The sequence below is a fragment of the Methylobacter sp. Wu1 genome, assembly GCF_036553575.1.
GTDB lineage: Bacteria > Pseudomonadota > Gammaproteobacteria > Methylococcales > Methylomonadaceae > Methylobacter.
In genome coordinates this window covers 1-14,987 of the sequence record NZ_JAZHOC010000070.1, presented here as the reverse complement: position 1 = coordinate 14,987, position 14,987 = coordinate 1, and the positions used below count along the sequence as shown (strand labels likewise).

The 14,987-nt window shown below is 54.5% G+C and carries 11 protein-coding genes and 1 tRNA gene; 5 read left to right on the top strand and 7 right to left on the bottom strand.

The window, feature by feature from the left end; genetic code table 11:
- Positions 1 to 171 precede the first annotated feature (171 nt).
- The 7 genes from greB to V2P20_RS15120 all read right to left on the bottom strand — a co-directional run bounded on the left by greB (position 172) and on the right by V2P20_RS15120 (position 10,076).
- Positions 172 to 657 carry a transcription elongation factor GreB gene (greB, locus tag V2P20_RS15150; RefSeq protein WP_331819740.1) on the bottom strand — a complete coding sequence of 162 codons (486 nt, stop codon included), beginning with the start codon at positions 655 to 657 and terminating at the stop codon, positions 172 to 174.
- Positions 658 to 958: 301 nt separating this feature from the next.
- A complete protein-coding gene (locus V2P20_RS15145) occupies positions 959 to 3,058 on the bottom strand; it encodes an AAA family ATPase (RefSeq protein WP_331819738.1) in 2,100 nt (699 codons plus the stop codon).
- Positions 3,059 to 3,491: 433 nt separating this feature from the next.
- Entirely contained in the window at positions 3,492 to 3,854 is a 363-nt protein-coding gene (locus V2P20_RS15140) for a hypothetical protein (protein ID WP_331819736.1), read from the bottom strand.
- Positions 3,855 to 3,871: 17 nt separating this feature from the next.
- Positions 3,872 to 6,628: an Hsp70 family protein gene (locus V2P20_RS15135; RefSeq protein WP_331819819.1), complete on the bottom strand. Its 2,757-nt coding sequence runs from the start codon at positions 6,626 to 6,628 to the stop codon at positions 3,872 to 3,874.
- Positions 6,629 to 6,922: 294 nt separating this feature from the next.
- The gene (locus tag V2P20_RS15130) at positions 6,923 to 8,767 is read right to left on the bottom strand and encodes an Hsp70 family protein (protein WP_331819817.1); all 1,845 of its coding nucleotides are present in this window, start codon (positions 8,765 to 8,767) and stop codon (positions 6,923 to 6,925) included.
- Positions 8,768 to 9,012: 245 nt separating this feature from the next.
- Positions 9,013 to 9,672, bottom strand: coding sequence for a DUF2760 domain-containing protein (locus tag V2P20_RS15125; RefSeq protein ID WP_331819734.1), 660 nt, complete (start codon positions 9,670 to 9,672; stop codon positions 9,013 to 9,015).
- A 23-nt stretch (positions 9,673 to 9,695) separates the two neighbouring features.
- Positions 9,696 to 10,076 carry a hypothetical protein gene (locus V2P20_RS15120; protein WP_331819732.1) on the bottom strand — a complete coding sequence of 127 codons (381 nt, stop codon included), beginning with the start codon at positions 10,074 to 10,076 and terminating at the stop codon, positions 9,696 to 9,698.
- 205 nt (positions 10,077 to 10,281) lie between these two features.
- Here V2P20_RS15120 and V2P20_RS15115 point away from each other — a divergent pair, with 205 nt between their 5' ends.
- The 5 genes from V2P20_RS15115 to V2P20_RS15095 all read left to right on the top strand — a co-directional run bounded on the left by V2P20_RS15115 (position 10,282) and on the right by V2P20_RS15095 (position 14,874).
- Positions 10,282 to 11,088 (top strand): spermine synthase, encoded by an 807-nt coding sequence (locus tag V2P20_RS15115; protein WP_331819730.1) that lies wholly within the window; start codon positions 10,282 to 10,284, stop codon positions 11,086 to 11,088.
- Positions 11,085 to 13,271 (top strand): YgiQ family radical SAM protein, encoded by a 2,187-nt coding sequence (locus tag V2P20_RS15110; RefSeq protein WP_331819729.1) that lies wholly within the window; start codon positions 11,085 to 11,087, stop codon positions 13,269 to 13,271. The genes V2P20_RS15115 and V2P20_RS15110 overlap by 4 nt, the downstream gene beginning before the upstream one ends.
- A 27-nt stretch (positions 13,272 to 13,298) precedes the next feature.
- Positions 13,299 to 13,374: transfer RNA gene (locus tag V2P20_RS15105), tRNA-Thr, on the top strand.
- 413 nt (positions 13,375 to 13,787) lie between these two features.
- A complete protein-coding gene (locus tag V2P20_RS15100) occupies positions 13,788 to 14,381 on the top strand; it encodes a pancortin-3 (RefSeq protein WP_331819727.1) in 594 nt (197 codons plus the stop codon).
- Position 14,382: 1 nt separating this feature from the next.
- Positions 14,383 to 14,874 carry a hypothetical protein gene (locus V2P20_RS15095; RefSeq protein ID WP_331819725.1) on the top strand — a complete coding sequence of 164 codons (492 nt, stop codon included), beginning with the start codon at positions 14,383 to 14,385 and terminating at the stop codon, positions 14,872 to 14,874.
- Positions 14,875 to 14,987: the final 113 nt, after the last annotated feature.

The following is a 14,987-nucleotide window of genomic DNA, read 5'->3' as shown; positions in this document are numbered from 1 at the left end:
TCCAATTGGCGGCTGGTTATTTTCGATTTTAGATAACCAATCAGGACTTACGCAAGCCTGTGGGGGCGCTCTAGGCGAAGTCACCCCCACGCAGGTTTTAAAGCCGCTTGTTTCGGCCGTTGAACAGGCAAACTGCGTAAGTCCTGATAAAGCTATTTCCTGCCAACCGCCTCAGTCAAAAGGTTTATATTGAATTGCATTGATAATCCACTCCCTTCTTCCCTCAGGGGTAATAACCACTATCTCATCGTCAACTGATTTTCCAATAAGGGCTCTGGCCATAGGCGAATTTATGCTAATCGCCTTTTTGTGTGGATCAAATTCATCTGAGCCAACTATTCGATAATGAACGATTTCCCCCGCCTCATTTTCAAGCTCCACCCAGGCTCCAAAAAATACTTTACCTTCTTGCTGCGGTGAGTAATCAACAACTTTTAAAACGTCCAATCGCTTGGTAAGAAAACGGATTCGACGATCTATTTCTCTTAACCGCCGCTTCCCTTCCTTGTACTCGGCATTTTCTGAACGATCGCCATGTGCAGCAGCTTCTGTGACCGATTGCGTTACCGCTCTGCGCTCTATCCGCCAAAGATAATCCAGCTCGTTTTCCAACTGAGTTCTTCCTTCACGAGTTATCAGATTATTTCTAGAAGTCATTATTTTTTTATGATTGATTTACTTCAATAATTTATATGAATACAGGACTTACGCAAACCTGTGGGGGCGACTTCGCCTAGAGCGCCTACTGTTGGTAGTCGCCCATTTCAGGCCCAAGTGGCGACTGAAGTCGCCCCACAGGTTTTAGAACCGCTTGTTTCGACGGTGGAACAGGCAAACTGCGTAAGTCCTGTGAATATTAATTTTTAGGCCATGATTATCGAAACCCGGCGCAAGCGCCTGCCGTCGCTGTACGCAATAGCTTCCGCCTTGAGCGCATTTTTATGTGATGCTGCAAGCGTCAAACTGTTTCGATCTCAGCCTCACTCTGAAATTCCTGCACATTACAGGCCGCCTCGAAGTTGCGGACCTCGAACAGCGCCTCGCTCAGGCTCATTTCATTGGCTGCCAGGAGCTTGCCGACCAGATGCTCGGTCAGCGGCTTGAGCTTAGCCAGCACGGCCTTGGTTTCGCCGTACATGCGCTCGCTCTGCGCTTCCATGATGCTGCGCGTTTCCTCGTCCACTTCGCGGCTCTCGCGGGAGAGCGCGCCGAAGTTCAGGCGGGTCTTGCGGTACATGCCCATCTCGCCCACGGCGTGGTGCAGCAACTGCGTCACGCGGGTGATGTCGTTATGCGCGCCGTTGGTCGTGCCATCTTCGCCGAAGAACAGTTCCTCATTGGCCATCCCTCCCAGCAGCACGCGCACATCGTGTTCGATATCGCCCTTGGTCTTGAGCAGGTTGGTCCCCTGCTTGTGAAAGACAAAGCCCAAGGCGTTGGTGCGCGGGTTGGCCTTGAGCGAAATCTTGATGGTTTTCATGTCGGCCAGGATCTGCTCCCAGTTGTCGCTGGTCAGCTGGCGTTCGCGCTCGAGGTCCACCAGAAAGTGGCCCCATTCGTGCACGGCAATGATGCGGCGGTCGCGCTCGCGTTCTTTCGTGGTGTTGGTGTTGACGTTGCCCACCAGCACACGCTCGGCGGCCTGCATCAGGGTGTCGGCGCCGATCATGCAGCCCGTCTTCACGGCCGTGATGCCCGCCTGGTTGACGATGGTTTCCAGATCGGCCGGGCTGCGGCCTTCGGTCACTTCCACCAGATGGCGCAGGTCCAGGTCGGGCAGCACCTTGTCGACCCGCTGCCCCAGGTAGTGATCGAAGATAGCCAGCCGTTCCGCCCGGTTGGGCATGCGGAAGTCCACCTTCATCTGAAAGCGACGCAGCATGGCCTCGTCCATCTCCATGGTTTCGCTATTGAAGTTGCTGGCTACGATCCAGATAATCTCCGCTTCATTCTTGCTGCGCACGCCATCCAGCACGGACAGAAACGTATTCGCGGTGTCGTCGTCAAACTTGCGGCGGCCGCCGCGTTTCATGAACAGATCCTGCGCCTCGTCCAGAAAGACGATGCAGCGCTTGCGCCGTTTGGCCATGGCCACGATGCGGCTAAGTGTATTCGAGCCGCCGGATACGAACCCCGTTTCCAGGTTGGCTGCGGAGTGGAACAGGATGGGCAACTGCAGTTCCTTGGCCAGATAGCTGGCCAGCTTGGTCTTGCCGGTACCGGCCGGGCCGCTGAACATTACATTGAAGGGCTTGAATATACCGTACTCGGCATATTCCGCGCGGCGTTCATACTGATCCTTGATCTGCGCCACCTCGGCCTTGATGTCATCCATGCCCACCAGATCGTCGATGGAACCGTCCACCTGGGCCGGCTCGATGAATTTGAGCGATTTGTGCTGGCTCTTGAGCTGGAAGTACAGGAAGCCCAGCACGCCGAGTGTCAGTAGGACCGACACTACACCGCTGACGCCTGCCTTCAAGTCGTCGTTCTCGGACTGCGGGCGGGCGCTGGCAAAGCGCTGGTCCAGAAGCTCGAACAATTCAAGGCTGCCGGGATTGAGCTCTGCGCGCGGTATGAAGGCAAGCTTGCCGCCCCACGGCGCAGTGACGGCCTTGTCGGCGAAAATCTTGGCCTCCATGTCGCTGGGGTAATACGCATGCAGTTTGCCCTGCGATTCAACCAGGATGATGCGCTCCGATACGTTCCACAGCAGTGGTTCGTAAACCACGGTGATGCGCTCGACCGGGTTCGCTTCCAAAAAACTCAATACCGAACCGGTACCGAACACTACGGGCAGTTTGTCGTTGAGCGTCCACGCCGCCTCGTCCGTCGTCATGCTCTTGACCTGCTCGGCCACGACGGCCTGTTTCTGGATGAGCGTGAACGAATAGATGCCGGTGACGGGGATCAGGAGGGCAACGGCCAGCACCGTCAGCTTGACGGCCGCCGATTGGATTACAAACCAGTCCTGCAGCCGGCCGGGAGCCTTCCTGATGGCGAGCCTAAGACGCGTTGCAGCCGGAGCCGCATCGCTGGATTTCGACAAATCTGACATGAAAGTACCTCAAAGCGGGCGCTAATCATGTTCCGGGGCCGGAGCATGAGTGCGCTGAACAAAAGCCTGTTAGACCCTGATTCAAGCCTGAGGTTCCGCTGCCTTTGTGCAAATACACAGAAACCGGGCCAGAAAGGGTCGAAGAAGAGTTGATGTGCAGTGAATTGCCTCAGACACACATTTCGATACCTGATTTAAGAGCGCTGCTTAAGAAAACGATTGATGATGTAGTCATTAATCTGAATATTTCACCACGAACGACTGCATGGACGCAGAAGGTAGAATTGCGTCTGGAACAGCAATCGAGTACACGAAGGTTTTTCAATTCAGATGCTTGCCAATATTTTCAGATGAATTCATGAAGTGATCAGTGAAGAGAATGACAACGGCTTGCTTTTCTTCGTGTTCGCTGTGGTTTTATGAAATATCCAGACTAGAGCTCCCACCGTTTATCTCTCTTGTTCTTTAAATGCCTCGCGAACACATAGCCCGCCAGAGCGCCCCATAGCAGCATATAAGCGCCATGCAGCTCGGCTTCGAACTGAAAGCTGTTGATATTTCTGAAATAATCCCAGATATCATCGGCGAATGCCACGGCTAGAATGACATATAACACGTTCATGAATCTGATTTTATGCTTTAAAAAAAACCAGATTCCGATAGCGATAAAGCCGGTAAAGAATCGGATGGCACTGTGGATCAGAATCTCCTGGTGCCATATATCCACCTTAAAGGCCGCATTTACGAAATAAAGCAGGATAAATCCTACCACCATGACAATGCCGACTGATTTCATCTTTAGTTCGCTAGGTTTTAATTATTATTGATTAATTTTAGCCCCGGCGGCAGTGCCTCGCCAAAAATTTGTTTCTCCTCTTTTTCATCGAGCTCGCGTATCTGCTCGACCATGTCTACCCAGGATGAAGGTGCCTTGCTCAGCCTCAATTTGTCGATGATTTGCCTGCGCACGGCCTCGTCGATGTCGCGAGCGCGATCGCCGCTCATGCGCGCGATCAGCGTTGCGGCAAAACCGGCCTGAGGATTTTTCTTCCAGTCTTCCGACATCATCTGTTTCAGCCATAGGCAGACCGTATCGGCGGGGATCACATTATGGCTGCTGCCATGAAACGGCATGCGCGCCCCGATACGTCCGACGGCCCACCAGGTCTGGCTGGACTCACCGGCTTTCTGCAAGCGCTTCAGCAGCCATTCGCCCAGTTGTATCTTCTTGTCGACCGGCAGGCGCTCCAGCACTGCCGCCAGACGCACGATGTCATCATAGCTGCGCGTCTTCAGCTGTTTGACAACAGCGGGCTGTCTGGCGGCAGTGGGATCGATATACTTGGCTATATCGTTGAATATCTGCTCCTGCGCCTCGCTGCTGAGGCCGCCGGCAATACGGCGCCACAACGTCCACCATTCGCTCCAGTTCTGGGCTTCGTTGACAAACTGAATACCCTGCGGATAGGTTTTCCAGAGTTGTTCCACGCGCCAGTCGTCGAGCGGATAGCCAAATCCCGGACGCAGACAGAAGCCGGTCAGGCTGAGCCAGACCCTTTCATGGTTATCGGAACGACGGCGATACTTCAGGCCATCCAGCAGCGCCGCGAACATGGCCCGAAGCAACGGCGTTTCCCATTCATTGCGCGAGCTGCCCAGCAGCTTTTCCAGGTCGGCGCGCAGATTCTTGACCGCTTTGGGATCGACCTGCCTGGACTTTGAACCGAAGACCGTCTGTATCTTTTCGACTGCGGCATTAAACTGGGCCGGCAGGGCCGCATCGGTTTGCAATCCCGCCATGCCTTTCTTTCTGATCTGGAATTCCACATCCCAGCGCTGCGTGCTGTCGGCCACGGACACGCACTGAATTTTCAGCGTGCCGATTTCGGTCTGGGTCACGGCCAGTTGCACGATGACTTCGCGGTTGCCCTGCTCCTCGTCAGCCCCGAAGGCCACGGCCAGAGGCGGCAGCGAATGGAACTGGTCGGTAATGTCGGCCAGATCGCCGGGCTTGAACGGCGCATCGCCCGACAGCGAGGCCAGATGGAAGCGCACGGGCTGCCCCAGACGCAAGGCGAATTGCCGATCTTTCAGGATCACCTCGTCGCCCTCTTCGCTGCCGCGCGGCAGGATGCAGACGCCCTGCTGCACGGCTTTGTCGGTATCGACCAGCAGAAAATAACTGCGCGCCGCGCCGCCCCCGATTTTCAGCTTCTTTTCGCGGCGGGCGATGGCGTAACTGACCGCGCCCAAAGCCACAGACAATTCAGGATGCTTGTTTTCCAGCAGCACCGGCGGCTTGGAGGCCCATGAATTGATCAGCCCGATCGTGCGCTGCGTGAGCGGCCGGCTGCGGAACACGCCGCCGTTGAGCAGCAACGCATCGGGTACGACGCCCTCGCCTTTCAGAGCTTCGCGGCAGGCTTCTCGGTGCAGTTTCAAAAACGCAGCGATATGCTTGCTGACCGCCGGCTCGGCCGCATAAGGCAGACCAAACTCCACCACGCCGCTGCGCTTTCTGTCCGGCAATTCATCCAGCCCCGACAGCGGGAAGAATCCGTCCAGGGCGATGGCCCTGACCTCATCCCGGTTCAGTGAAACGGAACGCGAGCTGCCGATCAGTTTGGAGCCGCCGCCCAGCAAGGTGACATTGACCCGCTCCGGCGCATCCTCGGCCAGCAGCCGCTCTTTGGCGATACGGCATTGCTCGATCAGCTGCGACAGATCGGCCGCCGACAGGCGCCTGTCGTCGCTGACCAGCCGGCTCTCGGCCAGATGCGCCAAGGCCAGGTCGATATTATCGCCGCCCAGCATCAAATGCTCGCCGACGCCGATACGGGTCAATTTTGGCTCCTGTTCGCCGTGTTCGACCTTGATCAGCGTCAGGTCGGTCGTGCCGCCGCCGACATCGCAGACCAGCAGCAGATGGACATCGGCCAGCGCTTGCCCGATCGTGCCGGCATGGCGTCTCAGCCAGTCGTAGCACACTGCCTGCGGCTCTTCGAGCAGGCGGACATTGGGAAATCCTGCGATTCTGGCCGCTTCCAGCGTCAACGAGCGCGCCGCTTCATCGAATGAGGCCGGCACGGTAATGACGATATCCTGCTTATCCAGCGGCGCATCGGGAAACCGGTGCCCCCAGACCGTACGGATGTGCGCCAGATAACTGGCGCTGGCGTCGATCGGCGACACCTTGTCGATGTCGTCGCTGCTGCCCCAGGGCAGGATTTCGGCGCCGTGATCGACCGACGGATGCGACAGCCAGCTCTTGGCGCTGGTCACGAACCGGCCTTTGGTCTTGGCGCCCAACAGGCGCGCGGCCTCGCCGATCACGGCCGTCTCGCCGGCCGGCGAAAAAGCAACATCGGCCCCGGACAACTCGCCGGCAGCCGGATGATAACGCACGGACGGCAGCAAAGGCCGCGCCGCAACCTGGCCGGGAGCGACCAGCTGCTCGACCTGAAAAATTTCGATTTCGGAATTGGGTTTATCGGCTCTGGCAAAGGCGACAACGGTATGCGTTGTGCCCAGGTCGATGCCGACTAAATACTTGGCGGATTGATTTTGCACGGTGTTATATGATTTCAAGAGTCCAATTGATCCAGGCTATTTAAATCAGCCTCTTCCATGAGTCATTGGGATCAGGACTTACGCAAGCCTGTGGGGGCGACTTCAGTCGCCCATTCAGATAAAAGGCGACTACCAACAGTAGGCGCTCTAGGCGAAGTCGCCCCCACAAGTTTTAAAACCACTTGTTTCGGCGGTTGAACAGGCAAACTGCGTAAGTCCTGGAGATGATATTTGCCGGATTCAGCCGATATCATCAGGGCGGCCAACCGGCCGCCCTGTTGTCCGTGGAACCTGCTATTCTTCCCCGGCCCTGACATCAAACTCGATCTTCCAGCGGCCATTGTCTTTTTGCGATACGGCCTGCAATTCCAGCGTACCGACTTCGGTCACGGCGGCGCACAGATGCACCGGTACGATTTCACCGGGCCGGCGGCCTTCTTCCGGCAGCGTAACCTCGATTTCATCCAACTCTTCAAGCTCGTCAGGCGCCCAATAATCAAGACGCGTGCCTACTTGGTCATCGCGGCGCGTATTGGACGCGAAGAATCGGAAACGCACCGGCTCGCCGATAACGAGACCGAATTCATCATGGGGCAGTTCCTCTTGAGTGCCCTCTTCCATGCCGAACGGCGCGATGCAAAGGGCCTCGATTTCCGGCGCCATACCCGGTACGGCCGGCATGGCGCTTTCGACGCCCACATAGTAGGACGCGGCCGTACCGCCTTTGATGCGCACGCCTTTGCCTTTGCGCACGTAGCCATAGTAAGCGGCGCCGCGCGCGACGGCCAGATCCAGATCAACGCCCGGCAATAGTCTGGCTTCGGGCGCCTGCTCGGCCTTCAGCCAGGAATTCAGGACTTCCATCAACCGGTCGGCAAGCACCTGCGCTTTCAGCACGCCGCCATTGAACAGCACGGCCGTCGGGTGCAGGAATGAGGCATGCTCGGGCAGATTGACGTCTTTCAAATCCTCTGCCGCGCCTTGCTGTTTGGCCAGGAACGCGGCCAGATGCCGCGTAATGCCCGCATCCTGCGCATAAGGCAGGCCCGCAGTCCTTAAACCGGTACGCGTGCGGGTAATGGGCCGGTCGCCGGCTGCAACCTTGGGCATGAAGCCTTCGACCAATACGCGGTTGACTTCTTCGCGCGTCAGCTCGGTACGCAGCGTGCCGCCGATCAGCGACGAGCCGCGGCTCGCGACCACGAGCGGAATCGTATCGATCTCGGCATTGTTGAAGATTTTTTCCTTCGCATCGCGGCAGCCGTGCGTCAACGCCTGTATCTGCCAGGGCTCAAGGCGCTTGCCGTCCTTTTCCAGCTTGGCTTTGACCGTATAGGCCAGCGCCAGGTCCATGTTGTCGCCGCCGAGCAGGATATGGTCGCCGACCGCGACACGGGTCAGCTCCAGATTGCCGTCCTGTTCGGTAACGGCGATCAATGACAAGTCGGTCGTGCCGCCGCCGATATCGATGACCAGGATGATATCGCCGCAAGTGGCGTAATTACGCCAGTCGCCATGGCTTTTCTCGATCCAGCTGTATAAAGCCGCCTGCGGCTCTTCCAGCAGAATCGCCTGATTCAGGCCCACGGACCGGGCCGCTTCGACGGTCAGCTCGCGCGCCGCCGGATCAAACGAGGCCGGCACGGTAATGACCAGATCCTGTTCATCCAGCGGCGCATGGGGATGCAGACTTTCCCAGGCATCGCGCATGTGCTGCAGATAAGCCGTCGTGGCCTCGAAAGGCGAGACACGCTCGATTTCATCGGGCGCCTCGGCCGGCAGGATGGGCGATTTGCAGTCGACGCCGGCATGGCACAGCCAGCTTTTGGCGCTGGAGACCAGGCGGATCGGCGTTTTGCTGCCCAGGTTACGGGCGATTTCACCGACCAGGTAATCCGGCTTGGGCGCCCATGGCAGCGAAGTCGAACCCTCCGCCAGTTCGGCTTCGTGCGCCTGATACAGAAACGACGGCAACTGCTCTTTTTCCTCAACCTCACCGGGCGAGGTCAATTGGGGGATGGCCATGACCTGCTGATGAAATTCGTCCTCTATTTTGGTGAGATCGGCATAGGACAGCACGCAATGCGTCGTGCCCAAGTCGATGCCGACGGAAAACCTTGGCCCGTCGTGAGCGGTCATTTCAGCAACCTCATCACTTTCTTGCGGCTCATCCCTTGCTTGCAGGTTCTCACCCGCTGGCGAAGTATCGCCAGCCTGCTGATCTACAGCTTCAACCTTTTCAGTTTCCGGCATTGTGTTCACTACAGGCTCTGAATCCGCAGCGGCAGGAGCGACATTTTCCGGCTCTGGCGCAGGAGCGGAAGTGTCGGGTTTCTCATCCTTTTTTTTCAACGCATCCGGCTTTATATGACTGAACAGCCCTTTCATAGCTCGACCTCCGCAGGTGCAACGATATGGGCATTATGGCCCTGAGTCAGTTTCGGCAGGCGGACGTCCGTCACCTTCCAGCCTTTATGGACCAGTGTGCCGGTAAACGGCGCCGCGCCGACAATATTGCCGGTCAAGCGCACACTGGCGGCATCGAAGCCTTGCGGCAGGGTCAGTTTCGAACCTTCCTGCTCGCTGCGTACGGACGCCAGGCTGAAGTGCTCGTTGATAGCCCGGTTGCAGCCTTCGTGTACGACGCGCGCGGCAATGCCCACATCGGCATCGCCATAGGCGGAAATATCTTCCTTGATGAAATCGATAAAACGCGCCTCTTTTTGCAGCAGTCCCAGCAATTGCAGGGCGGCATCAGGCGTTGCTTCTTTCAATATCACCGGTTCCGGCGCCGGGGCATGGACGATTTTTTCGACTTCGACGATTTTCTCGATGACTCGGGGTTCAGGCGCAGGTGCAGGTACGGCTGGCACGACAACCGGCGCTACCGCTTTCTTGCGGCCGCGGGCCAGACTGATCACCATGGCCAGCAGCAAAATGATCAGGATCAGCGACAACAGCGCCACGGCGCCGGCCAGATACACATGCCACAAGTCAAACGTGGTCGGCACCAGCGTCAAATCAATTGCGTAGTTAGTATTCATTCAATTAGGAGCTCTTTCGATTATTATTGTTGACCCGCTTTACGGGCTGCTTCGGCAAACATCAGTTCCTGAAGCACGGTACGAGTGGTTTGGATGCGCATCTGTTTCAGATGGCGGTCGGCGACTACGCCGGGCACGTTTTCTTCCGTGTACACTTCGCGCATTTTCGCTAAGGTCGGCTCGCACTGCTTGATAAGGTCTTCCGTTGCCTTGCGGCTTTCCAGTTGCTGATACGCCGGTTTTTTCATTTCTTCCACGACGCATTTTCTATAGTCGTATTTGGCTTCCTGAATTTTTTTCATCGTGGCTTCAGTCAGTACGGTATTGTGCCATTCGTTTTTCGCATCGTCAGCGAAAGCGGTTACTGCCGAGAGCAAGATAGTCAGGAAAAAAAGCTTTTTCATGATAGTCCTCAATATTAAACGTTTAATTTTACGCGAACTGGTTAAAAAATAAGTAATGAACATCTAAATCGGGGCAAATGTCATTTTTTCAATGCTGTCCATGATAAATAACATAGTATGACGGAATGGCTATTTATCCAAAAATACCGGCCGGGAGTCATTCCTCTGTATAATATTCGGTTACTATTAAACACCAGCAATCTTTATGTACAAATATGATGGCCGCCTGATCCACCAAAGCCACGACGATGACGGCATTATAGAGGTGGTCGAACTCAACGGCATCAGATCCCTGCATTTCGGCTCCCATCCCAGACAAAGCAGCATGCGTCTGGCCGCCCCGCACATACTGCAATTGACTTACGTGCGCGCCATGACCGGCTGGCTATTGTTCAAGCAAACGTTGGCCGACGATGCTCTGATTATCGGTTTAGGCGGGGGTTCACTCACCAAGCATTTATTGCACTATTTTCCCGAATGCAAATTGAAAGCGGTGGAATACAGGAAAAGCGTGGTCAAAATCGCGCGCAGCCATTTTGGCCTGCCGCTGGACCCGCGCCTGAAAATTATTATCGATGACGGCGGACGCTACGTTTGCAAGCGGACCGAAACCGAACGGGAACATTACAGCCTGCTTTTTGTCGATGCATTCGATCATGAAGGCATGGCCGAATCCATCTGTAATGAAGCTTTTTTTGAAGCCTGCAAGCTGCTGCTGAAAAAAGACGGCATGCTGGTCATTAATCTTTGGGGCACCGAAAATTCCCAGTTTAGGCAAATTTCCCAATGGCTGGGCCGCATTTTCCAGTGGAAACTTTTATTTCTGCCGGTACGCTGCAAAGGCAATATTATCGCCTTCGCCTTTAATGATCATTCCGCCTTTTATTCCATGAGAGATTTAAGAGCAAGAGCTTTGGCTCTTGAAGAGCAGTATCAAATCGAATTTCCAGTCTTCCTGAGAGACCTGAACACGCACAACCCTCACACGCTGACCAATCTGATAAAACCATGACGTCTTCCGCTTTGCCTTTCGTACCCAACATTTTCAGTTACCGCAAATACTGGGCGCAGCGCTTCGGCGTCGCGCCGATGTTGCCGATGAGCCGGGAAGAAATGGATGATCTGGGCTGGGACTCGTGCGATATCATCCTCGTGACCGGCGATGCCTACATCGACCATCCCAGCTTCGGCATGGCGCTGATCGGCCGGGTGCTGGAAGCGCAGGGATTCCGGGTCGGCATTATCTCGCAGCCGGACTGGACCAGCGCCCGCGATTTCCAGAAGCTCGGTCGCCCTAACCTGTTCTTCGGCGTGACCGGCGGCAACATGGACTCGATGGTCAACCGCTACACGTCGGACAAGAAAATCCGCTCGAACGACGCCTATACGCCGGACGGCGCGGCCGGCAAACGGCCCGATCGCGCCGTCAACGTCTACTCGCACCGCTGCCGCGAAGCCTACAAGGATGTCCCGATCATCATCGGCGGCATTGAAGCCAGCCTGCGGCGCATCGCGCATTATGACTACTGGTCCGACAAGGTCCGCAAATCGGTCCTGCTCGATTCCAAAGCCGACCTGCTCGTGTACGGCAATGCCGAAAGGCAGATCGTCGAAATCGCGCACCGGCTGGCGAACGGCGAGGCCATTTCCGACCTGAAAGGCATCCGCGGCACCGCGCATTTCGTCAAGCAGATTCCCGAAGGCTGGATCGTCAAGGATTCCACGCATCTCGACACGCCCGGCCCCGTGGCGCCGCCGCAGAATCCCTATCAGGAACAGCCCGCCTGCGAAATCAAAAACACGGCCGAGCCGAGCGATGAAAAAGTCGTCCAGTTCGACAAGCACCTGATCAGAAGCCAACGCGCGCAGACCGTGATCCGCCTGCCCGATTATGAAGACCTCAAGGACGACCCGATCCTGTATGCCCATGCCTCGCGCGTCATGCACGGCGAGACCAACCCCGGCAATGCCCGGCCGCTGGTTCAGAAACACGGTTCGCGGCTGCTCTGGGTCAATCCGCCGCCGATCCCGCTGACCACGAAGGAAATGGACGGCGTCTTCGATCTGCCCTATTCACGCCTGCCGCACAAGGTTTATGGCAACGCCAACGTGCCCGCTTTCGAGATGATCCAGCATTCGGTCAACATCATGCGCGGCTGTTTCGGCGGCTGCTCCTTCTGTTCCATTACCGAGCATGAAGGCCGCATCATCCAGAGCCGCTCGGAAGATTCGATCATTCGCGAAATCGAAGCGATACGCGACATTTCGCCCAACTTCACCGGCCATATCTCCGATCTGGGCGGGCCGACCGCCAATATGTACCGGCTGGCCTGCAAGGATAAGAAGATTGAGGCGGCCTGCCGCAAGCCGTCGTGCGTTTATCCGGGCATTTGCCCTAACCTGAACACGGACCACTCGTCGCTGATCAAGCTGTACCGGCGTGCGCGCGCCCTGCCCGGCATCAAAAAAATCTTTATCGCCTCGGGCCTGCGCTATGATCTGGCCGTGGAATCGCCCGAATACGTCAGGGAACTGGTCAAACACCATGTCGGCGGCTATCTGAAAATCGCCCCGGAACATACCGAGAAAGGCCCGCTGTCGAAAATGATGAAGCCGGGCATGGGTACGTATGATCGCTTTAAAGCCATGTTCGACAAGTTTTCCAAGGAAGCCGGCAAGGAGCAGTACCTGATTCCTTACTTTATCGCCGCGCATCCCGGCACGACCGATCAGGACATGCTGAACCTGGCCTTATGGCTGAAGCGCAACGGATTCAGGGCCGATCAGGTGCAGGCCTTCCTGCCTTCGCCGATGTCCATCGCCACGGCCATGTACCACTCGGGCAAGGACACCTTGCATAAAGTCAGCCGTACTGTCGCCGACATTCCGATCCCCAAAAGCGTCAAGCAGCGCCGCCTGCACAAAGCCTTCCTGCGCTATCACGACCCGAAAAACTGGCCGCTGCTGCGCGAGACGCTGAAAGCCATGGGCCGCAGTGATCTGATCGGCAACGGCAAGCATCATCTGGTGCCTTCATTCCAGCCCAAAGGCACTGTCGAACCTGCCGACAAGAAGACCCTGCCATTTAAAACCAAACACACCGGCCTGGACAACAAACGCAGCGGGATTCACCCGTCGGGCAACAAAAATAAAACAGGAAATAAACAAAAATTAAAAAAACGCTTGGCAAAATAATAAAACGCTGTATAATGACAATCATTCGCTGGTGTAGCTCAGTCGGTAGAGCAGCTGATTTGTAATCAGCCGGTCGCGGGTTCGATTCCCATCGCCAGCTCCATATTCCAAAGGCCTTAGGTAATTTACCAAGGCCTTTTTTATTGCCTATCGAATCAGAATCGACTTTTTGGCAGCTGTTACCAAATTGCTTAATTGAGCAGCAATTCTTGCTGCAATCCTTTAAGCTCATTGTGTTCTAATATTTCTCACAGCCTAGACCGCAGCCGAGCATGCCTATCGCATTTAAAGTTCATCTCGAATGATGCAGTTCGTGCCTCACTGCATCCTACCTCGCTATTTTCTGTTATTAAAAGACACTTATTAAAAATCCCCAATTCAGGCCATTCTAATTATCCCCAACAATTTAAATTTAAGTTATTAACTTGAAATATTATGAGCATGAACCCATATACTAGATTTTAAACTTAAGGGATGGACTTTATGAATCTCTATTTAATCATAGGATTAAATTGAATGCATGATTACGCAATATTTGGACATGATCGGGCTACAGTAGGGCGATGGTTAGGTTTTGCCTCTATTTCAATCACAGGTGGACTTGCTCAGTTTATGGCATGGGCAAATAACCTAACTGGAAGCGACGTATTTACCCGAGCAACTATAACGACAGGTTTAGTTTATTTTTGCCTAGATTGGGCCTTCAATAAGTGGGCGTGGAAAATTCCTTTCATGGACATACCAAATTTGAATGGCAGGTGGATACTCTCAGGGCAAACACTTAATGAAGACTGCAGTACTCGTTTTAACTGGGACGGTGAAATAGGCATCGAACAAAACTGGAAATCAATTTTGATCCATCTTAAAACCAAAAATAGTCAAAGTTCAAGCTATACCGCTACGCTGTCAAAACGACATGGCCCAACTGGAGGCTGGCAACTTAGTTATAGTTATAAAAACGAGCCTGAACTCGAGAAAAGCCATGAACTTAACGCTCATAAAGGATATTGTGAAATTGAATTTGACTCAGGCTTATCAATTGGTAAGGCTTCATATTTTAATAGCGCAGGAAGAAGAACTTTTGGCGTTATGACTTTAAAAAAGGATTAGTATGATTGATTTTGAAAAAAGATTGCAGTCGTTAAAAGAACGTAGGCAAGGTTCTAGGGAAAGAGCAATATATGAATCAATGGAATCAAGGGATTCAGCTACTGCTCGTATAGCTGCGCTAAGCGGTATTGATGTTAGAGAACCTGAGAATTACGAAACCCTTAAAGAACCGGTTAGTGTCAAATATGCGATTGGCTCTATGGCTCCAGTTGAGGCTAAATCGACTGAAGTTTCAAAGAAAGAAGGAAATCGAGTAGCAGATAGCCTAATTCCAAGTCTAAATGCTAAAGGTGAATCTGTAACCAAAAGGCTCCAAGGTTCAGTTGCGCTTGATATTCACATTAAAGGGCATTCTGACGTTGACATGCTAATTATTGTCACGAACCCCGTCAATATTGAGCTTCCGCAGATAAATCAAAATGGTTATTTGCCAGCATCTGATCCCAGGAGTTTAATAGACATTGCGAAAGATGTTAGACATAAGTCAGACTAAACAACCACCCGCTCAAGCGGGTGGGTTCGAATAACGGACTGAAAGTCCGGATACGCGTCGACTAAACGACGCGTCTTAATCCGGCTCCATTTTAAAATTATCGTTTGGGTTAG